21 protein-coding genes and 1 pseudogene are annotated in these 18,747 nt (G+C 41.7%); 7 read left to right on the top strand and 15 right to left on the bottom strand.

Annotated features, from left to right (window positions below):
* Nucleotides 1–222 precede the first annotated feature (222 nt).
* On the top strand, nucleotides 223–663 hold the full coding sequence (locus BLV00_RS02040; protein WP_176791284.1) for a CHRD domain-containing protein: 441 nt from the start codon (nucleotides 223–225) through the stop codon (nucleotides 661–663).
* 214 nt (nucleotides 664–877) lie between these two features.
* On the opposite strand, the gene BLV00_RS02035 is transcribed toward BLV00_RS02040, so the two are convergent.
* Nucleotides 878–1,450: a helix-turn-helix domain-containing protein gene (locus tag BLV00_RS02035; RefSeq protein WP_093041785.1), complete on the bottom strand. Its 573-nt coding sequence runs from the start codon at nucleotides 1,448–1,450 to the stop codon at nucleotides 878–880.
* Nucleotides 1,451–1,564: 114 nt separating this feature from the next.
* On the opposite strand from BLV00_RS02035, the gene BLV00_RS02030 reads away from it, so the two are divergent.
* Complete coding sequence (locus tag BLV00_RS02030) at nucleotides 1,565–2,554, top strand: DMT family transporter (RefSeq protein ID WP_093041782.1); 990 nt, start codon at nucleotides 1,565–1,567, stop codon at nucleotides 2,552–2,554.
* Between the two features lie 491 nt (nucleotides 2,555–3,045).
* Here BLV00_RS02030 and BLV00_RS02025 read toward each other — a convergent pair whose 3' ends face one another.
* Entirely contained in the window at nucleotides 3,046–3,912 is an 867-nt protein-coding gene (locus BLV00_RS02025) for an EamA family transporter (RefSeq protein WP_093041779.1), read from the bottom strand.
* A 253-nt stretch (nucleotides 3,913–4,165) separates the two neighbouring features.
* Nucleotides 4,166–4,642: an SRPBCC domain-containing protein gene (locus BLV00_RS02020; protein WP_093041776.1), complete on the bottom strand. Its 477-nt coding sequence runs from the start codon at nucleotides 4,640–4,642 to the stop codon at nucleotides 4,166–4,168.
* Nucleotides 4,643–4,852: 210 nt separating this feature from the next.
* Here BLV00_RS02020 and BLV00_RS22465 point away from each other — a divergent pair, with 210 nt between their 5' ends.
* On the top strand, nucleotides 4,853–4,987 hold the full coding sequence (locus BLV00_RS22465) for a hypothetical protein (RefSeq protein ID WP_281242964.1): 135 nt from the start codon (nucleotides 4,853–4,855) through the stop codon (nucleotides 4,985–4,987).
* A gap of 41 nt (nucleotides 4,988–5,028) precedes the next feature.
* Here BLV00_RS22465 and BLV00_RS21630 read toward each other — a convergent pair whose 3' ends face one another.
* Both BLV00_RS21630 and BLV00_RS02015 read right to left on the bottom strand, forming a co-directional pair.
* Nucleotides 5,029–5,211 carry a hypothetical protein gene (locus BLV00_RS21630; protein ID WP_143030663.1) on the bottom strand — a complete coding sequence of 61 codons (183 nt, stop codon included), beginning with the start codon at nucleotides 5,209–5,211 and terminating at the stop codon, nucleotides 5,029–5,031.
* Nucleotides 5,212–5,413: 202 nt separating this feature from the next.
* A complete protein-coding gene (locus BLV00_RS02015) occupies nucleotides 5,414–6,124 on the bottom strand; it encodes a GntR family transcriptional regulator (RefSeq protein WP_093041773.1) in 711 nt (236 codons plus the stop codon).
* A 163-nt stretch (nucleotides 6,125–6,287) separates the two neighbouring features.
* On the opposite strand from BLV00_RS02015, the gene BLV00_RS02010 reads away from it, so the two are divergent.
* The gene (locus tag BLV00_RS02010) at nucleotides 6,288–8,195 is read left to right on the top strand and encodes a beta-glucoside-specific PTS transporter subunit IIABC (RefSeq protein ID WP_093041770.1); all 1,908 of its coding nucleotides are present in this window, start codon (nucleotides 6,288–6,290) and stop codon (nucleotides 8,193–8,195) included.
* Between the two features lie 18 nt (nucleotides 8,196–8,213).
* Nucleotides 8,214–9,653 carry a 6-phospho-beta-glucosidase BglA gene (gene bglA / locus BLV00_RS02005; protein WP_093041767.1) on the top strand — a complete coding sequence of 480 codons (1,440 nt, stop codon included), beginning with the start codon at nucleotides 8,214–8,216 and terminating at the stop codon, nucleotides 9,651–9,653.
* Nucleotides 9,654–9,779: 126 nt separating this feature from the next.
* Here the strand turns inward: bglA and BLV00_RS02000 are convergent, their stop codons facing one another.
* The 6 genes and pseudogenes from BLV00_RS02000 to BLV00_RS01975 all read right to left on the bottom strand — a co-directional run bounded on the left by BLV00_RS02000 (nucleotide 9,780) and on the right by BLV00_RS01975 (nucleotide 13,360).
* Nucleotides 9,780–10,388 (bottom strand): hypothetical protein, encoded by a 609-nt coding sequence (locus BLV00_RS02000; RefSeq protein WP_093041764.1) that lies wholly within the window; start codon nucleotides 10,386–10,388, stop codon nucleotides 9,780–9,782.
* Nucleotides 10,389–10,510: 122 nt separating this feature from the next.
* Nucleotides 10,511–10,975: a thioesterase family protein gene (locus BLV00_RS01995; protein WP_093041761.1), complete on the bottom strand. Its 465-nt coding sequence runs from the start codon at nucleotides 10,973–10,975 to the stop codon at nucleotides 10,511–10,513.
* Nucleotides 10,915–11,288 (bottom strand): annotated as a pseudogene (locus BLV00_RS22265) (hypothetical protein); the annotation flags it as partial. The gene BLV00_RS01995 and the pseudogene BLV00_RS22265, both read right to left, overlap by 61 nt.
* A 39-nt stretch (nucleotides 11,289–11,327) precedes the next feature.
* Entirely contained in the window at nucleotides 11,328–11,699 is a 372-nt protein-coding gene (locus tag BLV00_RS01985) for an iron chaperone (protein ID WP_093041759.1), read from the bottom strand.
* An 11-nt stretch (nucleotides 11,700–11,710) separates the two neighbouring features.
* Complete coding sequence (locus BLV00_RS01980) at nucleotides 11,711–12,295, bottom strand: YdeI/OmpD-associated family protein (RefSeq protein WP_093041754.1); 585 nt, start codon at nucleotides 12,293–12,295, stop codon at nucleotides 11,711–11,713.
* A 261-nt stretch (nucleotides 12,296–12,556) separates the two neighbouring features.
* Nucleotides 12,557–13,360 (bottom strand): endonuclease/exonuclease/phosphatase family protein, encoded by an 804-nt coding sequence (locus tag BLV00_RS01975; protein WP_093041752.1) that lies wholly within the window; start codon nucleotides 13,358–13,360, stop codon nucleotides 12,557–12,559.
* Between the two features lie 261 nt (nucleotides 13,361–13,621).
* On the opposite strand from BLV00_RS01975, the gene BLV00_RS01970 reads away from it, so the two are divergent.
* Both BLV00_RS01970 and BLV00_RS01965 read left to right on the top strand, forming a co-directional pair.
* The gene (locus tag BLV00_RS01970; RefSeq protein ID WP_176791283.1) at nucleotides 13,622–15,526 is read left to right on the top strand and encodes an alkaline phosphatase D family protein; all 1,905 of its coding nucleotides are present in this window, start codon (nucleotides 13,622–13,624) and stop codon (nucleotides 15,524–15,526) included.
* An 18-nt stretch (nucleotides 15,527–15,544) separates the two neighbouring features.
* A complete protein-coding gene (locus BLV00_RS01965; protein WP_093041747.1) occupies nucleotides 15,545–15,745 on the top strand; it encodes a twin-arginine translocase TatA/TatE family subunit in 201 nt (66 codons plus the stop codon).
* 239 nt (nucleotides 15,746–15,984) lie between these two features.
* On the opposite strand, the gene BLV00_RS22460 is transcribed toward BLV00_RS01965, so the two are convergent.
* From BLV00_RS22460 to BLV00_RS01950, 4 genes are all read right to left on the bottom strand, one after another.
* Nucleotides 15,985–16,119: a hypothetical protein gene (locus tag BLV00_RS22460; protein WP_281242963.1), complete on the bottom strand. Its 135-nt coding sequence runs from the start codon at nucleotides 16,117–16,119 to the stop codon at nucleotides 15,985–15,987.
* Nucleotides 16,120–16,535: 416 nt separating this feature from the next.
* On the bottom strand, nucleotides 16,536–17,090 hold the full coding sequence (locus BLV00_RS01960) for a DUF488 domain-containing protein (protein WP_093041744.1): 555 nt from the start codon (nucleotides 17,088–17,090) through the stop codon (nucleotides 16,536–16,538).
* 345 nt (nucleotides 17,091–17,435) lie between these two features.
* Nucleotides 17,436–18,197 carry a class I SAM-dependent methyltransferase gene (locus tag BLV00_RS01955; RefSeq protein WP_093041741.1) on the bottom strand — a complete coding sequence of 254 codons (762 nt, stop codon included), beginning with the start codon at nucleotides 18,195–18,197 and terminating at the stop codon, nucleotides 17,436–17,438.
* A 3-nt stretch (nucleotides 18,198–18,200) separates the two neighbouring features.
* Nucleotides 18,201–18,689 carry a GNAT family N-acetyltransferase gene (locus BLV00_RS01950; protein ID WP_245728729.1) on the bottom strand — a complete coding sequence of 163 codons (489 nt, stop codon included), beginning with the start codon at nucleotides 18,687–18,689 and terminating at the stop codon, nucleotides 18,201–18,203.
* Nucleotides 18,690–18,747: the final 58 nt, after the last annotated feature.

Here is an 18,747-nt window from a genome sequence, read left to right as displayed (position 1 = left end):
TATTTTGGGTAAGCCACTTTTTCTCTCTATTTTATTCACCAGGCATTTCTACTACTCTTACTAAATCTTGTTCACTTGCTGACCTGGACATGATTTCACTCCCTCCCTTTGCCCAAACTTATACCGTTCAAAGGGTGCCTTTTTTCATACAGTAATCTTCTAACCTATACAAGTTCATTTTTCATACATAAAATAAAGTAGTTTATACAGGAGGTGAATAGGATGGAAAATAAGTTTATCGCAAAACTAAAAGGTAAAAATGAAGTGCCTCCAGTGGATACTCGAGCATTTGGAGTTGCTAAATTCCTTGCGCATAAAGACTGTACTAAAATCAAATTTCAGCTGGAAGTTGAAGATATAGAGAATTTCGTTCAAGCGCATATCCACTTTGGTGCACGTGATGTAAATGGCCCTGTGCTCGTTTTCCTTTTCGGAGCTGATTTAATGACGTTGGAACAACAAAATGGGATAAGCACCCGACGAGGGGTCATCACTGGAATTATTAAAGATAAAGACATTGAGGACAATGATGTGGGAGTAGACAATGTCAGTGATTTACTGAAACTTATGCGTAAAGAACTCACGTACGTAAACGCTCATACAGAACAAAACCCTGGTGGAGAAATCAGAGGACAAATTATCCCGCTCGATAAACGCTATTAAGGCCGCCACCACTTTCTATATAGCTACCATAAAGTATGAACAGGCTTATGAAAGTTATATTTAAAGTTTACGGGGTGAAGTAAAATGGCGCTTATCATCAATAGGTAAGTGCTCATTTTATTTTTACCTTTTACGGCAGCGTACGATCAATTAAGCCATTTGATTGGAAAGTACATAACTACTTTAACTCCGGAATCAAAACACTTTTTTATCGTCATTTGGCATAAGTCATTACAAAGTGTAAAACCGAAGTATCTTCGGTTGGATTGATATAGGCATGCTCCCGGTCGCCGTTGAATTTAATCGAATCATATGCATAAAGATGGTAAGATTCGTCGTCCACCTTCACCTTCAACTCTCCCTCCATCACCGTTACATATTCGATCACACCAGGCTGATGTGCTCCTGGCGCATATTCCTGCCCAGGCTGCAAAAAAGCACGGTGCACTTCCATTGACCCATAGGTCGACGCATCAAACATCGGTTCTAACCGACAGGCTTCATTCGCACTCCATACCCTGTTCCCCTCGTGGTTACGAGATATCTTTACTTCGCCATGTTCATTAAGCAGTACCGAAATAGGAATCATCAGCCCATTGGCTATTTTCCAGATCACGGTGAGCGAGGGGTTGGCTTCTCCTCTTTCAACCTTTCCAAGGGTCAGCGGACTGACTCCTGTTAAGTCTCCGAGTTGGTTCAGGCTGATTCCTTTTTCGTTTCTGATCCTTCTTAACGTTATACCCACCTGCTTTGCTAACTTCTCCACTTCTTTCTTTTCGTCGTTCATATAATTCCTCCATAAAATAAAGTCACTGGTCAGTCACAGCAAACATATGTATAATATAGTTTATATAAAATATAGTATAGTATATCACTCATTAAAAGAAAAAGCGGGGATGATATGAAAGAAATACTTATTGGAATACTTGCCTCTGTCTTCTTTGCGGTGACCTTCATTTTAAACCGGTCAATGGAGCTATCCGGGGGTAGCTGGCTGTGGAGCTCCTCCTTACGTTTTATTTTTATGGTGCCGTTTTTAGTTATCATTGTACTCCTAAGGCAAAATGGCAGGCAACTGTTTGTTGAAATGCGCAAGCAGCCTTTTCACTGGCTGGGTTGGAGCTTTGTCGGATTTGTTTTATTTTATGCCCCGCTCACCTATGCTGCGGCTTATGGTCCTGGCTGGTTAGTCGCCGGAACCTGGCAGCTGACGATTGTAGCAGGGACATTATTAGGACCGCTTTTTTTTCAAACTATTGAAACCGAACAAGGTCCCGTTAAAGTACGGAACAAACTCCAGGCTAGAGCACTTTTCATCTCGCTTTTCATCCTGTTTGGAGTTGGACTGATTCAGTTTCAAAAAGCGAACCAGTTATCACCTGCTGAAATAATGATTGGTGTACTACCGGTAGTTCTCGCAGCATTCGCTTATCCGTTGGGGAACCGGAAAATGATGGATGTCTGCAGCGGGAGATTGGATACCTTTCAACGTGTGCTGGGTATGACGTTAGCAAGTCTTCCCTTCTGGCTGATCATCAGTGCTTTGGGCTTCATTACCGCAGGCCCGCCATCTTCGGGCCAGCTGCTGCAAACGTTCATTGTGGCAATATTTTCCGGGGTGATCGCAACCACCTTATTTTTTATTGCAACAGACAGTGCAAGACAACATCAAGGAAAATTAGCTGCCGTAGAAGCGACACAGTCCACACAGGTACTATTTGTCCTGATTGGGGAAGCATGGCTGCTAGCGGCTCCTATTCCAGGAGGTCTCGCACTGCTTGGTCTGTTCATTATCATTTTCGGGATGATTCTTCATAGTTATTTTACGAAAAAGATCTCTCCAACCGTGATCAAGGAAGCAGATAAAAGGAAATCATATGGAGCTTTATAAACTCCTGAAATGACGAAAGGATTCACGAGGAACGTTAAGGCAGTAGAAGTATAAACCAGCGGAGTTAACCAAGAGCATGTGAACAAGGAAAGCATCACCCCACGAGGGATGATGCTTTTTATTAAACGATAATCTGGTTATTTAACTAAAACATAGTAGCTCAAAAATGGCTCTGGCATAGTCACATCCATGAAACTATCCTGGAGTTCAATCGTACAAATAAGTACTGATGACTCAAGGAGGATTACATGGAGGACAAAAAATTCTTTTACATGCTGGGCGGAGTGTCATACGTTTCCTGGCCACTCTACTTTCTTTTATATTTTCATAAGTATACTACCGGAGAGATTATCGAAGCTTTGATATTTATTACTATTTTAATGATTGGTTACTTTATAATAATCATGCTCTATTTCCGCTAAATGGGATTGCGAAGGTTTTCTGTTTTGGTTAGGACTACATCCATCTGTGGGAGACCATGTTTAGTAAAACTATAATTTATTTCTAACCTTCATTAACTGCTCCCCTGATTCATTAACGAAAATCGCCAAAATAATCATTAGAACACCCAGATACTGCAAAGCGTTAACCGATTCATTAAGAATAATCATCGCTGAAATAATAGCGACAGGTAATTCAATGGAGCTTAGCACGTTAGCAAGTCTACCCGACAGAAGCGGAGCACCTCCCGCAAAGAACAACGGTGGAATGACTGCACCAACCAGTGCAACCCCAGCCCCGATTGCCCATAACCGACCGTCAAAGACATCGACAGTGGGGATATCCCGGAAAAATACAAGGCTTACAAGAATCATGGATCCTGTTACCATCAATGAACTTCGGAGTACCGGATGGGATTGAACAGCCACTTGACCACTGAAAAACACAAACCCCGCGTAAGAAAAGCCTGATAGCAGCCCTAGAATCAGACCCCAAACTGGTATATCCAAGACACTTCCATCCATGATGTTAGAGGCCAAAAATACGCCTGTTAACGTAATGACCGTGGCGATGAGGTTGATTTTTGTTGGCTTAACCTTGTTAAACACCCATTCATAGAGCATACCAATCCAGACAAATTGAAATAATAGAATAATAGCTAAAGAAGCAGATAAATACTGCATCGCTCCATAGTAGAAAATACTTGTTAGTCCTACACTCGTACCTGTAGCAAAAATTTTTATCATGTCAGGCTTTGATAAGTCCTGTATATATAATCCTTTCATAAAGCTCATTCCCCATAATAAAACGAAACTTACGAACATTTGGGTGAGCGTGATTTGTCCTAAAGAATAATTATAGGCAAAGCCTGTTTTAACGAATACAGGAGTGAATCCAAAGCCTGCAGCACCTATCAAAAACCAAAATAATCCCTCTTGTTTTCATGTAAAATCTCCTAATCTCTTTGCAAAGTATTCCAGTTCAAGAATACTACTCCAACCAAAAGGGGGCAAATGCTCATTTCAGGCATTTGCTCCCTTTGTGAAATAACAATATACTAATTTATTCCAGATTAACCTCAGACTGTACAGGCCTTCGAACAATCAAGGGATCATGTTGCTCAACACGCTGCTCCGGGTGCTAAAATTGAAAAGATCTAACAAACAGTGGTCATTCCGTAAAGATAGCGAGATTCTCCAGCGTGGATCTTAAACCCATGTCGTGATCCTCTTTGCCTATTCCTTCAGGTACGTTCTCACAAACGATGGTAACCTTTATGCCTCCTATAATGGCTTCCAAGAACCATGTTTGGATCATCTCCCCCGAAAACGACGGATCCTCGGAATTGAATTTTACTGATTGCACAATTCGCTTGTCAGGAACCAGTTCTAAAAATTCCCCTTGGGCTACATCCGTTTTTTCCGTTGTCTTACCAGGGTTTGAGTGTTCTGTTTCATAGGTTAGTGTCACTTTATAAGCTCCGCCTTCTCGGGGTTCAAACCTGTCGATATGACCTGACATTCCTTTCGGTGGAAGCCATGTAATAAGTGACTCCGGGTTCAAGAATGACTGATAGATGGTCTGCGGTGATGCCATGATTTTTCTCGAAGCAGTATCTATTCTCCTGTTATTTAACGCATGACCCATGAGAATTTCCTCCATCTCCATAATCCGTCACAAAGTCAATTTATCACATAGGCATGCTAAAAGTTTCTTCCCGAGTGCTCAAAACTCTTCTTTCATTTAATTTAATGGCCATTGGCTATCATCAACCATCAAGTTATTTAGAGTTTTCCTGTAAATAAAATTTATAATTATGCTCAAAATAATATCAATACAACAAGGGAGTTGTTCACTATGAACGATAAACTGAATACCATTATCTGGCTTCTTATTGGAAGTTCAGTAATCTCGTCCATTTTCAGTATCATCATGATTACACTGACAGTCAGACATGATCGGGAAGTTACTGGCGGAAGGAAATCATCCTAATCTAAATGTTCTTAAAAAGGGAAAGGATTTCTTTTCCCTTTTTAATATAAGGATGTTGAGATTTGCTTTTTGGGGAACAGCGTGTAGCTGAAACTGATGATAAAGTCGATCACTAACACGATGGACCACAGCTGCAAGGTGCGCCATAATGCTTCGGTTTGCGACGCATCCCCTGCATACCAGATGATCGCTCCCCATACAGTCCCGCCGATAAACCATGCCAATATATGCAGCTTTTAAAAACTTTTCCAAATGGAAACTTCTGCCCTAACGACCGAACCTTCCGCCCTAACGCAACAATGCTCCGACCTAACTCCGAGACCTTCTGCCCTAACAAAGGAATGTTCTGCCCTAACTCCAATAACTTCTTCCCTAACGTAAAATTCAACGAAAAAAGACTTCCGCTGACGGAAGTTCCCATCCCAACTATAGTAACTGGCTATTTGCTTGGAGGAAAAACTGAGATTGCTCGTAATTATAAGTAACAATTGAAAAATCAAACGGCTGCCCATTGGTTAAATGAAACACCGTCTCCACATCCAGTTTTGGCGCACCTTCTTCCATCCCGAGGTAGTCCGCTTCCATCGCTGTGAGCATGCCTACATGAAGGTACATATCCGAAAAGCCGATCTTCAACCCTAACCCTTCGCGAATATAGTTAAAAATGGATTCGGAAACGATTTCTTTATTCAGGTAGGTGACGATTGATTTGTTAAAGAATGATTCTTCCAAACACAGCGTCTGGCCATTGATATAGCGGACCCTTTTCACATAATAAACGTCATCAGCAAGTTCAAGATTCAAGTTGCGGGCAGCTTCGGCTGTCGGCTTTCTCACTTTCAGCTCAATGACATCAGAAGTTAAGTGAGATTCTTCTAAATCTTTTTTGAATCCTTGGTTGGAAAGTAAACTGATATATCCTTTCCTTTTATGCCTTCTCACGAAAATACCACTTCCTCTGACCTGGAAGACGACGCCTTTTTTCTCTAATAAATCCAATGACTTGGTGACGGTACTCTTGCTGGCGTCAAACTGGCTCATTAATGTATCCAGGACCGGAAGCTTTTCCCCTTGCTGCAGTTCATTTTCTTCAATATATTTTTCAATTTCTTCGGCAATTTGCTGATATTTCAACATAAACATACCTCTTATCTTTAATTTTCTTAGACCATTATAGCATACCCCCTCCTAAAAGCTCATTCAATTAAATTGTATCATTTTTATTTATTTATTTGGTCATTGATAAATTGTATCGGCACAATTATAATGTAAGCGTATAGCAAATAAGGGAGGGTTTATATTGGCAGAAAAAGTAAGAGATTATCCTAAATTGGCAAAAGATATTTTAGAAGCTGTAGGCGGTGAAGAAAATGTTATTGGAGTTTCCCGCTGTGCGACAAGATTGCGGTTAGTATTAAAACGCTCCAAGCCAGAAGCCAAAGCAAAGGTTTCAACTATGCCTGGAGTTATTACAGTAGTAGAAAATAATGGGCAATTCCAGGTTGTCATAGGTCAGCATGTAGGTGAGGTATATGAAGAATTTTCCAGAATGGCGAACGTAGAGGAAACCGATGAAACAGCGGAAAATAAAGGAACGATATTAAACCGTGTCATTGCCACAATGTCCGCTGTTTTTGCGCCTTTCATTTACATATTAGCGGCCGCTGGTATTTTGCAAGGTACATTAATTTTAATCAATTTATTCTCGGACCGTTTCGTAGATACAGGCACTTATCAAGTATTGGGTTTTATATCGTGGGCACCATTTGTATTTTTGCCTATTTTCATTGCAATGACTGCAGCGAAGCATTTTAGAACGAATATCTACATTGCAGTGGCCTGTAGTGCTGCGCTTGTCAGCCCGACATGGTCAGATATGGCAGCTCAAATTGCGGAAGGAAACACCTTTACTTTTCTGGGACTCCCTTTGACGGAAACGGTCTATACTTCTTCCGTACTGCCACCATTATTTTTAGTCTGGATCCTTTCCTATCTTGAAAGGTTTTTAAATAAAAAAATGCCCGAAGTTGTCCGTCCTTTATTTGTTCCGTTCTTTTCTATCCTGATTATGGTTCCTTTAACTATTCTATTGATCGGTCCTGTGACCACATTAGGAGCAACCGCTATTGCCGATGGCTATAACCTTTTAGCAGAAAATGCCCCTGCTGTAGCTGGTGCAATTATTGGAGCCTTTTGGCAGGTATTAGTCATTTTCGGTGTCCATTGGGGGATCACACCGATGGTATTAGCCAACTACGATTTATATGGCCGTGATTCGTTCCAGGCCTATCAGACAATCGCCGTAATTGCACAAGTTGGAGCGGTGCTTGGTGTGATTCTCAAAACAAAAAGCCGGGAAATACGGAAGGTCGGCACTTCTGCAGGGATTACCGGTATATTCGGAATTACAGAACCATCTATATACGGGATCACACTCCGATTTAAGAAGCCGTTTATATTTGGCTGTATTTCCGGAGCCGTGGGTGCAATCGCTGCCAGCTTTTTTAACCCTTATTATTTTGCCTATGCCGGCTTGCCAGGACCATTAACCTTAGTAAACGGAATCGATGATGCCTATCCGCTTTCCATTTGGGGCATCCTGTTAGGCGTTCTAATTGCTATCATTTCACCGGTGGTACTGATTCAAATTTTTGGATATGGGGAAGACTCTGCGAAAGAAGCAGGAGATGAAGGGCTTGTACAGGAACAAGAAGAGATGACAAGCGCCCCGGAACACAATCAGTCTGAAAATAACGAAGAAATATTAACAGCACCTCTTACCGGTCAAGTCATTCCGCTTTCTGAGGTGCCCGATGAAGTATTCAGCTCTGGTGCGATGGGTAAGGGGATCGCTATCCAGCCATCCGATACCAATGTCTATGCACCTTTTGAGGGAACTGTTGTCATGGTAGCTCCTACCAAACACGCCATAGGCCTACGTTCCAAAACTGGAGTGGAGCTTCTGATTCATATCGGATTAGATACCGTTAAATTAGAAGGAAAACCATTCACGCTGCACGTAAAAGAGGGCGATGAATTTAACAAAGGTGATCGCCTGGTCCATTTTGATGCTAAATTAATAGAAAATGAAGGTTTATCTACCATTACACCCGTCATCATTACGAATGCCGGGGATTACGAAGAAGTCATTATTGAAGAAGCTGCTGCTTTCACATCAAACGAAAAAGTACTTACAGTGGTTAAATAAAAAAGGAGGACGATTACGATGAACAATATGCCGAAAGATTTCCTATGGGGCGGAGCGTTAGCCGCCCATCAGTTCGAAGGCGGATGGAATAAAGGCGGTAAAGGGCCGAGCGTCGTTGATGTTATGACGGCGGGAGCCCACGGGGTACCAAGAAAAATTACCCAAACGATTGAAGATGATGAGTTTTATCCGAACCACGAAGCCATTGACTTTTATCATCACTATAAAGAAGATATTGCGCTATTCGCGGAAATGGGACTGAAATGCCTGCGCACCTCGATTGGCTGGAGCCGGATTTTCCCGAACGGTGATGAAGACGAACCAAATGAAGAAGGCCTGCAATTCTATGATGATGTTTTCGATGAACTGATTAAACATGGCATCGAACCGGTCATCACCCTGTCCCACTTCGAAATGCCGCTTCATTTAGCGAGAGAATATGGCGGTTTCCGCAACAGAAAGGTCGTCAGCTTCTTCGAAAAGTTCGCAGAAACCTGCTTTAAGCGTTACAAAAATAAAGTGAAGTACTGGATGACGTTCAACGAAATCAACAACAAAATGGATGTCGACAATCCTTTATTCTTATGGACCAATTCAGGCGTTACCGTAAAAGAAGGCGAAAACGCAAAAGAAGTGATGTACCAGGCGGGTCACCATGAGCTGCTCGCAAGCGCCCTCGCTGTAGCGAAAGGGAAAGAGATCAATCCAAATTTCGAGATTGGTGCGATGGTTTCCCATGTGCCGATCTATCCTTATTCCTCGAACCCTGTAGATGTCATGCTGGCCGAAGAACTGATGCGGCAGCGTTATTTCTTCCCGGATATTCAGGTTCGCGGTTACTATCCAAACTATGCGTTAAAAGAATTCGAACGGGAAGGCTACAACATCAAGATTGAAGACGGCGATGAGGAAATCCTGCAAGATGGTACCGTCGATTACCTTGGCTTCAGTTACTACATGTCCACAACTGTAAAAAGTGACGTGGAGCGCGACAATACCGGCGATATTCTTAACGGTGCATTGCCAAATGGCGTAGAAAATCCTTACCTGAAAGCGAGCGACTGGGGCTGGACCATCGACCCGGTTGGATTACGTTATGCGTTGAACCGCTTGTACGATCGCTACCAAATCCCACTTTTCATCGTAGAAAACGGATTCGGGGCTGTCGACAAAGTGGAAGCAGACGGTTCCATCCATGACCAGGATCGCATCAATTACCTGAAAGCACACATCGAAGAGCTCGAAAAAGCCGTCATTTATGATGGCGTCGATCTCCTTGGCTACACACCATGGGGAATCATTGATATCGTTTCGTTCACGACCGGTGAAATGAAAAAACGCTACGGCATGATCCATGTAGATCGTGATAATGAAGGAAACGGCACCATGAAACGTACGAAGAAGGATTCTTTTGAATGGTATAAACGTGTGATTGCCACCAATGGCGAGGAACTTTAACAATAAAATAAGAGCAGCTGCATTTGTAGGAGTTGCTCTTATTTCTTTATGCTATTTAATCAACAACAAGAAAAGTGATCAAGTACTTTTATTCTGAAGCCATAGACACACATGGATGAAAGATTTCTAGCTTTGCTGTTGTTCTGATAGACTGATCTTCAACAACAAAACGATTTCGTGACTGTTCAACATTTCTTCCAACTCTGTTTCGTCACTCAAAACATAATTTCTAGTTTCATTCGATGTCGTACCTTTATAAGCCCCTAAAACATAGGATTCTCCAGGCTCCAAAGTCAACTCTTTTTCGCCAGGACCATCTTGCCAGCCTCTGATACTTAAGTCCGTCCATTTGGTAGCCTTTAAATTACTGGACCTTAATGTGGAAGACGGGCTATAAAGGATCAAGCCAGGCTCACCTTCAGGGTTTTCAAGGATACCCATTCCAAAGTTACCCGATCGCTGTTCATTTTTGTCCCAACCAAGTGACAAGGAAGTAGTATTATTCTGTTTTACACCGTCTTCATAGAGTTCCACCACGATATCTCCCCTTAATTGTTCGTTTTTGGGTAATATATATTGGTATTCATTCAGCTCACCTAAATGTAGTTTATCGAATGATTTTACATGGTCGGAATCCATATTCTTTTGTATCGTCACCACACCAGTCTCCGCTTTGACACAACCGACCGCAAAAATCATTATTAGCAAGGCTATCCACAAAAAAATTTTTCGCACGAAACCTCTCCTTTTTTGCTTATACACTCTCCATGAAAATTCTACCATACATTTTCCAATTTAAGTCCTCATTTCCAATAAAAAACAGGTCCCTTAAAGGAGCCTGCTCTTTTCCATCTTGCTTATTTTCTTCTAATACCAATGGTTCTGCCGGCCTGTTTTGGTTTCTCTAAATCATGCTTTTGTTCATACATACCAGCAATTGCTTCTTCGATCTGTTCAGGAAATGGCGTGCCTCGTCTTTCGTTCACATCAATGCCCATCAGCATTTCTTCTAACGTTGCTACCAGTTCACCATCCGCGTTATACATCGATAAAAACAGATGGATCCGCTTACTGTCGTAATCAAGAACGTTGGATGTGATTTCAAACGCTTCTCCCTCTTTCATTTCCTGCAAATAGCATGTGTGCGTTTCCAGGGTGAAAATCGTATAGGCGAATTCACTACGGGCCTTTCCATGGAGCCCGATATGGTCAATGAAGGCATCGGTTGCCTGGCTGAACGCCCGGTTGTATTCTGCATCATTCATATGGCCGTTGTAATCCACCCACTCGAAAGGTACGGTTTGTTGAAAACGAAAACCCATGGCACTTCCCTCCTTACACGCTTGTTTTTTCTGTTTTTTTTTGGCCAGTATTCCTGGACGAGATCATATAACCTGACCAAAAATTCGTTTCGGTGCGCATCCAGTTCACTCATGGACATGCCATTCGACTGCTCTTCACATCCGGATACAACTCTATCCTACAGCTCATCGGTAAGTTCCGGGGCTTCAGCTTCGTCCACGGTTTTTTAAACGCCGGGCCAAACTGCCTGAGCATGTGACGCATGCCGCCTTCGCCTCCGGCTAAATGGAAGGTCAAGAACGGATCATACTGGGCATAGCGCCAGTCACCTGCCGTACGCTTCCCGTTTTTTTGCTTCGGGAAAGATTCCATTTATTTTCGCCAAAAAGCAGTATCGTCCGCTTTATCTTCGATATTAAACGATATCATTCGCCCGAGTAAGGAATAATCAACCGGACTATCCCAAGGGATACGCATAAGCTGCTTGGTGTGATCATAGCCAGCTTCCTTAATGTCATCCGAAAAATGAACAATCCCTTTATTTTCAGGTGCCACAGCCAAATGCTTTTTGGCAATACTGAAGGCAATAATAAATGTCCCATGGTCAGTAAACATTGGCTGATTCCACTTAATAGCCGGCTCTAAGTCCGGGAACTTGTCTGATACCCAGCCCAAAATTTCTTCCGTCCTGGCACGGTGCTGGGGGTTATCAATAGACTCTAAAAATGGTGCAAACACTTCCATTTGGTTACCTCCTACTTATCATTTAATCCCTTTCCTTCCAGAATGTGCTGCCTATATTTTTCGACCCTTGATGTTCGGGTTTCAAATTTTTTTGCTTTCGAAAAATAAAGGATGTAGGCTCGCTGACGTCCCGGTGTCAAAGCTTCAAAAGCAGTTTTCAGACCAGGGTTTTCATCGAACTTATGTTGAAGTTCTGCCGGAATTTCCATATTCATTTCCACTTTCACTTCCAAACCGGCCTTCTCCACTTCGACAGCTTCCAAAATATAATCTTTTAAAATAGATTCCATTTCCACAATTTCCTCGACGTTTGTGAAGCGAATCTGGCGGCCCGCCTGTACATTTTCTGTTTGTTGAATTAGAATACCATGCTTGTCCTTTAATAAGACACCTTTGAAAAACAGCAGAGCACAATACTCTTTAAATCCATGAATCAACACGACGTTTTTATTCTGAAAGGTGTAACAAGGATTCCTCCACTTCACTTCTTCGGTCAGCCCACAATCAAGAGCGATCCTTCTCAGCTGCTCGAACGCTTCCTTCCACTTCTTCGAGTTACTTAAAAGTTCATCGACCTTTGGATTACTATTTGTCACGTCGAACACCTCTCAAAAATTTATTGGCTTTACTTGAATATACATCAGCCGCGACCCATTTTCCATGCCTATCTTGGCAAAGCATGGCTTTGTTCATCGGATAACGTACAAAAAAGTGCCTGTCCCCCACCATAGTAATGCTTTAGCGAAGTAGGGGACAGGTACCGCAACTTTTATTTTTACTGGAAAATGCATCTCCTTCAGGCAATTTGTCCACTAAAAAAAAACTCTTCGTTTTCGAAGAGTCTCTGGATAATCTATTTAATATGCCAAACTTTTCAAACCAAAGTCTGAGGTAAGCAAGAGATTGCCCGATGAGACTGTTTCCCCTTGGTTCCTGTCAGAAAAAAAGTAGTCCATTCTATCCTCTGAACCGGATAAGGAATACGTGTAGGTTTCCATTTCTCTGACAACTGCATGATCATTCGCTAACATCTTTATCTTGGATCCATATTCTGCCTGCTCCAAGTCCCCCATGAAAATGCTCGGTCCTTCTGAATCGGCGGCTATTTGCTTGACTTCATTAATTTGTTGTGACTGATTCTCCGCATTCATTGTTTTTTGTGTGTTAAAAAGGTGAACCTGTATGCCGTTGACATTAATAATTGCTTCGGTCAAGTCATCATTATTGGTACGGTTACCTATTTGTGGAGTGGTGTGATTGACTGCATCAGTAATTGGGTGTTTGCTTAAAATTGCTGTATCGTTTTGACCGCTGCCACTAATCCCCTGTGATGTTTGGGAAACAAGCTGTTCTGAACTGATATAGGACATACCCAGCCGCTCCGCGAGCATTTTGGTCTGGTTTTGGAACTCATTTGAAGAAGAGGATTCCATTTTTCTTAATCGGATGACATCCGCTCCTGCTCCTTCTATCTCCTCTGCCATTCTCTCAACGTCGATGACCCCCTTCTTTTCTACATGAGAAAATTCATAGCTCATCACTTTGACGTCGACTGGTGCTGGTTCTGGAACACTTTTCTCCTCTACATAAGGTTCGCTTCTGAAATCAGGAAAGTAGATGAAAAACAGGACAGTGAGCAACACAAGCAATAGCTTTTTCATAATACCACCCCTTTTATCAATGATTTCACTTTCACTATACCCAAAGAAGGTAAACGACATATTTAGGGAAGTTTATTCTTTTGTAAAAATTATCTAGATTGTTCAAGTACCAACCATAAGGTTCTCATTGATATTTCCTTTCTCTAAGAATGCCATCATTTAAAAATTTACACTTTTATAACGACCTGTAACACTTTCTTTAATCCTTCTTTAATATCGTGAAGTACTATGGTGATGTACATCATGAAAGGAGGATTATACGTGAAATCCAATCACGAAAATGAGTTTCAAAACCAAACCGATACTTATAACAAGTCCCGGAGAACTTTTCTCAAGTATTTTTTAGCAGGGTCAGCTGTACTCGCTCTCGAAACCTCCGGAATCGGGCGCTTGACGTCAATGGTGACTAAAGCAGAAGCGGCATCAAAGGTGACGCCTTATATTCCATCACAGACACCCGGTAATGGTTTTCCTCAAACCATTGCCTCCGGTGACCCGACACCAACTGGGATGATGCTTTGGACCAGGGTAGAACCTTCCCTTGAAACAGGTTTCACCAATCAGGAAATAGACAGTGACGTTGTCTACTGGATGGAAGAGCAACGCTCAAAAAATGATGCTTCCCTTGTCGATGCGATCGAGCAGGGTAAGTTCGTCATGTTTGAAGTAAGTAAAAAAGAAGACTTCTCCTCAACAGAAATCACTGGTTTCACACCGATTTGGAAAGACCATGACAATGTCGTACGCGTCGACCTGGATGGTACATTGCAGCCAGCCCAGACTTATTACTACCGTTTTTTAACGAAAAGCGGCCTTGTCAGTAAAACCGGAAGATGCAGAACCTTGCCTGATGCAGACAGTGATATTGCTTCCGCTAAGATTGGCTATGTTTCCTGTCAGGACTACACAAATGGCTACTTTAATGCATTAGGTCACATGGCAGCTGAAGAAATGGATTTTTTCCTGCATGTTGGTGATTATATTTATGAATCAGTAGGAGACGCTGTCTATCAGGGTGGTTTGGAAGACAGACAGATCAGCCTTCCAAGTGGAAAAGCAAAAGCCTTCACCCTGGAAGATTACCGGATGTTATATAAAACGTACCGTACGGACAAGGATTTGCAGAAGCTTCATGAAAAGCATGGCATGGTAGCTACATGGGATGATCATGAATTCGCCAATGATACCTACCACCCGGCAGTCGCCCCTGATGACAGCCTGGAGTCTAACCCGCAGCGCCGGTTGTTTGCCAACCAGGTCTGGTTTGAGTTTATGCCAGCACGTGTTCCCTATGATGGCTCCAAGTCATTCGAAGAATCGATCAAAATCTACCGTTCCATTATCCTTGGTAAACTGGCATCCATTTATATGACCGATGAGCGGCTGTACCGAAGCTCACACCCATGCGGCGAAGGAGAATTGGACCGCTATGTCACCGATGGCTGCCCGAACATGAACTCCTCTGACCGTACGATGCTTGGGAGTACCCAGAAAGATTGGTTTTTATCCGAATTGAAGCAGTCCAGGAGTACGTGGAAGCTATGGGGGAACGAAGTACAGAATACACAGCTGAAATTTTTGAATAAATTTATGAACCTTGATGCCTGGGATGGATTCACGTATGAACGCGATGCAATTGCCCAGACCGTCATCAAGGAAGGCATCGAAAACTTTATTGCTTTGACAGGTGATTTCCATACTTTCGAAGCTTCCTACTTGCAATCGGAGTACAGTGATTCCGGTGAAACATATGGAGTGGAATTGATGGTCGGATCAGTGACTTCCAGCAACCTCCGGGAAACGCTCCGCAACAGCTTAAACGACGTCCCAGCCCCCTCAAGTCCAATAGCATCCGAAGGAACAGAAAAAATGATCCAATTGCTTAGAGGAAAACTGGGAACCGCCAGTACAGTAACTGCAGAAATATTATTCAAGGAACTGCAAAACATTGTAAAAGTGGAAAACCCGTGGATCCAGCTTTTTGACAGTACGACGCATGGTTATGCCGTATTAGAACTATCAAAAAGTAAAGCGAAATGGACCGCCTATTCCGTTGATAATATCGAAAAGCCTTCCGCTTCAAAAGAGTTATTATGGCAATGTGAAATACCAAACGGCGAAGCTTCGATCAACGTAACGGAAGATAACAGCACGGTCAACGTCTAACGGTAGGAGATAACAACCATGCTTCAAAATATAGGAGTACCTGGATTGATTCTGGTATTAGTGCTTGCTTTGATCATCTTGGGGCCTTCTAAATTGCCGGAAATCGGGCGTTCTTTTGGAACAGCGCTGCAGGAATTCAAAAATAGCACCAGAGTCTTGATGGAAGATACAGACGAAACACCTTCTAAGGAAGAACCTACTTCCCAAACAAAAAGTTAAACAATGAAGGACTCGACTTAAGAATGTTACTTTAAGCCGAGTCCTTTATATTTTGTGATAAATTAATTAAAAAGAAGAAAATTAAGAAGCGTGAGAAATCCCATGGATGGAATAGTAAGTGAATAGATTACCGTACATAATACCGTCGGTATCAACCAGGCAAAGCCTTTTCTATATAGCATTATTCCCACCCTTTTCTATATCACAATCAAATGAAGACATCCAATTTTATATATTTCTTACTTTTTTAATAATTCACTTTCTATTTGTTCATCAGATTTAGCATTAGCCGATTCATCTGAGTTGTTTGCTAACACTAACGTAGAACCTAAAATGATTATTATTAAAACAATACCAATAACATTTTTCTTCATAATAACCAACTCTCTATATAAGAGGTGTATGTCCAGTTATTTACATTATTCCTTTGTCCCCTAAGTGTATGGAAGTAAACTGCAAGCTATCGGGGAAGTGTTATGCTTGTTGGTTAAATTTTACAATAAATGAAACGAACTCCATATTCATTCGTATATATAGTAAACAACTTTCAATCCTATAAAATAAGGAGATATGGGAATGATTTGGTTATATATGGTTAGTCCATTACTATTATTTTTAGTGATCCGTGTTTATATAGATATGAAAAATATGAAGCACAATAACGTGGAAGAGAAAATAGATTGTAATGAGTATAAGTATAAAGCATATCAGGAGGTTGACAGGTATCAGGATATAAATTGATGATGGACGTTTTTTGATCTATTGATTTCATAAGCTTATAAGGAAAATATTAATCCTCAAGCATCGGATACACTACCGTTCCATCCTCTTCCACAATAGGTATCGCACCCCACCGGCCAAGTTCATGACCGACCAACTCCGTTTTTCCTTTAGAGTCGTTGATCATATGAAAAACTTCCCACCCATTCGCCTGCAGCCAGTTACTGATCAACAGGCGGTGGCACCTTGCCGGATGCCGCTCGGAGCACATATAGACCAGGTTCTTTCCTTCCGCTTTCGCTTTTAAATCCCCCAGCCCATTTTGAAATTCTTTCGTTAATGTATAATCCGCATAATTGTGGAACGAGCGGTTGTTCCACCCGGTATTCAGATCCTCCCCAATCTCGCCTGACCGGCTCCGTCTGCCACCGAGTAACGGGAAATGACGGTACGCAAGCCCCTCTTCCCTAAGCCAATCATCCATTCTTTCCTTATTAAACTGCGGGTACTTACGGCTGGCAGGGAAGGCACGGATATCCGCCACATATTCGATATCAGCAGTCTTAAGCATCTCCAGGAATTGTTGCTTGTCATGGTCGGAGTGCCCAATCGTATAGACTTTCATAACCCTGCCTCCTTTGTTAGAAACTTATATAGTAGCCTTTACCCTATTTCTTTCAAAATCCCCACCTGCATGGGGAAACCTTATTGTGCAAATTATATAAAGCTTTTAGTTAATTCAAGGCTGTTGAAAGCAGTAATTGCCAATAAATATTATTACTTTCCAAGGCTCTAGCTCTGCCAATGTTAAAGAACGCAAGGACCATCTTTAAAAACCGTTAGAAGGCGGATGACCATCGAGTTCATTCATATCAAAACATGCCATTTTTCACCTTTCACCAGCAACCGGCCACCTAATACCTGTTTGTAATCCTGGAAGGGTAATCAAATGAATGAGTGAAATAATAGTTTATTTTTTTTGAGCCATACAAATCAATTCTGAAAAATCATTGGTAACCATTGTATCAGGATCCCTTCCTAAATCCTGATTCATCCTATATAAACCATGTTCATATTCTGCGTCGTCAATAAGGGTAAGCACGGATATATCTCTGTTTTCCACGTGCCCTATATAATCTGCTACTTTGACATCCTCCATGTGATACTTACAATCAATTCGAACCTCAAAACCTCTCTGAGATAGCTCTCTAAATATAACTTCATGTTCCCAAAAACGCTTGTAATCCTCTAATAATGCAGACGGAAAGTAATGATAGACCCACCATTTTTTCATTCCGTAAATATCTATGTTATGTAGTTTATAAATTCCGTCCCGTTTCAACACGCGATTGATTTCATCTAAAGCCTTTTCTTTTTGCGTAAAATGGTGGAAAGCATAATTATTAGTTATGATATCAAATGTTCCATCTTCATAAGGCATGCTCTCTGCACGTGCATGCTTAAATGATACGTGATCTACCTTCTCTTTTGCTTTATTTAACATATCCTGGGAAGCATCAAGTCCGTACCAGTGAATGTTAAAATCCTTAAAAGATTCTATTTGATGGTGGAGGTAGATACCTGTTCCACAAGCCAGGTCCAGGAAATTGTATTTTGATTTAGGGTTGTGCGTTATAAAATTTTTCAGGTCTGAATCGGCTGCTACTTCCTCGAATCTAAATTGGTTCCTATCATAGACTTTTGCTACTTCTGAATAGTCAGTAACTTTCATTCATCATACCCCTCTTTCTGAAATGGATTTTTCGAAATGCGTGCGTTGACCATCATTTAAATAGGAACGATAACCGTTGAAAGAATAAAAATGTAGAGCACTTTCCCAATTATTATTCGTTTCTAAAACAAGTTTCGTATAATCAAGTGACCTTGCATACGACTCGATAGCCTGTAACATTCTTTTCCCCACGCCCTGTCGCCTATATTGTCTTTTTACCGACATTCGCTCAATCCTTCCCACCCGCTCACTTTCTTTAGTAAGAGCTCCAGTCGCCACTAGCTCTTTGTTTACTAAGGCAATTAAAAATATATTTCCCTCTTTATTAAAATGGATCATAATCTCATCTAGATCAGGATTAAGGGAATGGTCAATAAAACCGAAACGTTCTAATAATCCATCTAATATAAGGAGTTTGGCTTCTTCCTCAAACTTTTTAATGACCGGTAAAACTTGCAGCGTTCCAGATGGAACATCCCCATTATTTCTCACCCTGTACCTCCTTTCGAACACTGTCCAAGCAGATAGTTAATTCCAATTATTCCAAAAC

This window comes from Thalassobacillus cyri (genome assembly GCF_900107755.1).
Classification (GTDB): Bacteria; Bacillota; Bacilli; order Bacillales; family Halobacillaceae; genus Thalassobacillus; species Thalassobacillus cyri.
Note: the sequence above shows the minus strand (reverse complement) of the source record. Positions and strands in the feature narration are given on the sequence as shown.

Bases quoted from the DNA above. Each gene is read 5' to 3' on its own strand.
- BLV00_RS02040 (WP_176791284.1), top strand. From the start codon at position 223: ATGGAAAATAAGTTTATCGCAAAACTAAAAGGTAAAAATGAAGTGCCT.
- BLV00_RS02035 (WP_093041785.1), bottom strand. From the start codon at position 1,450: ATGAACGACGAAAAGAAAGAAGTGGAGAAGTTAGCAAAGCAGGTGGGT.
- BLV00_RS02030 (WP_093041782.1), top strand. From the start codon at position 1,565: ATGAAAGAAATACTTATTGGAATACTTGCCTCTGTCTTCTTTGCGGTG.
- BLV00_RS02020 (WP_093041776.1), bottom strand. From the start codon at position 4,642: ATGGGTCATGCGTTAAATAACAGGAGAATAGATACTGCTTCGAGAAAA.
- BLV00_RS22465 (WP_281242964.1), top strand. From the start codon at position 4,853: ATGAACGATAAACTGAATACCATTATCTGGCTTCTTATTGGAAGTTCA.
- BLV00_RS02015 (WP_093041773.1), bottom strand. From the start codon at position 6,124: ATGTTGAAATATCAGCAAATTGCCGAAGAAATTGAAAAATATATTGAA.
- bglA (WP_093041767.1), top strand. From the start codon at position 8,214: ATGAACAATATGCCGAAAGATTTCCTATGGGGCGGAGCGTTAGCCGCC.
- BLV00_RS01995 (WP_093041761.1), bottom strand. From the start codon at position 10,975: ATGGGTTTTCGTTTTCAACAAACCGTACCTTTCGAGTGGGTGGATTAC.
- BLV00_RS01985 (WP_093041759.1), bottom strand. From the start codon at position 11,699: ATGGAAGTGTTTGCACCATTTTTAGAGTCTATTGATAACCCCCAGCAC.
- BLV00_RS01975 (WP_093041752.1), bottom strand. From the start codon at position 13,360: ATGAAAAAGCTATTGCTTGTGTTGCTCACTGTCCTGTTTTTCATCTAC.
- BLV00_RS01965 (WP_093041747.1), top strand. From the start codon at position 15,545: ATGCTTCAAAATATAGGAGTACCTGGATTGATTCTGGTATTAGTGCTT.
- BLV00_RS22460 (WP_281242963.1), bottom strand. From the start codon at position 16,119: ATGAAGAAAAATGTTATTGGTATTGTTTTAATAATAATCATTTTAGGT.
- BLV00_RS01960 (WP_093041744.1), bottom strand. From the start codon at position 17,090: ATGAAAGTCTATACGATTGGGCACTCCGACCATGACAAGCAACAATTC.
- BLV00_RS01955 (WP_093041741.1), bottom strand. From the start codon at position 18,197: ATGAAAGTTACTGACTATTCAGAAGTAGCAAAAGTCTATGATAGGAAC.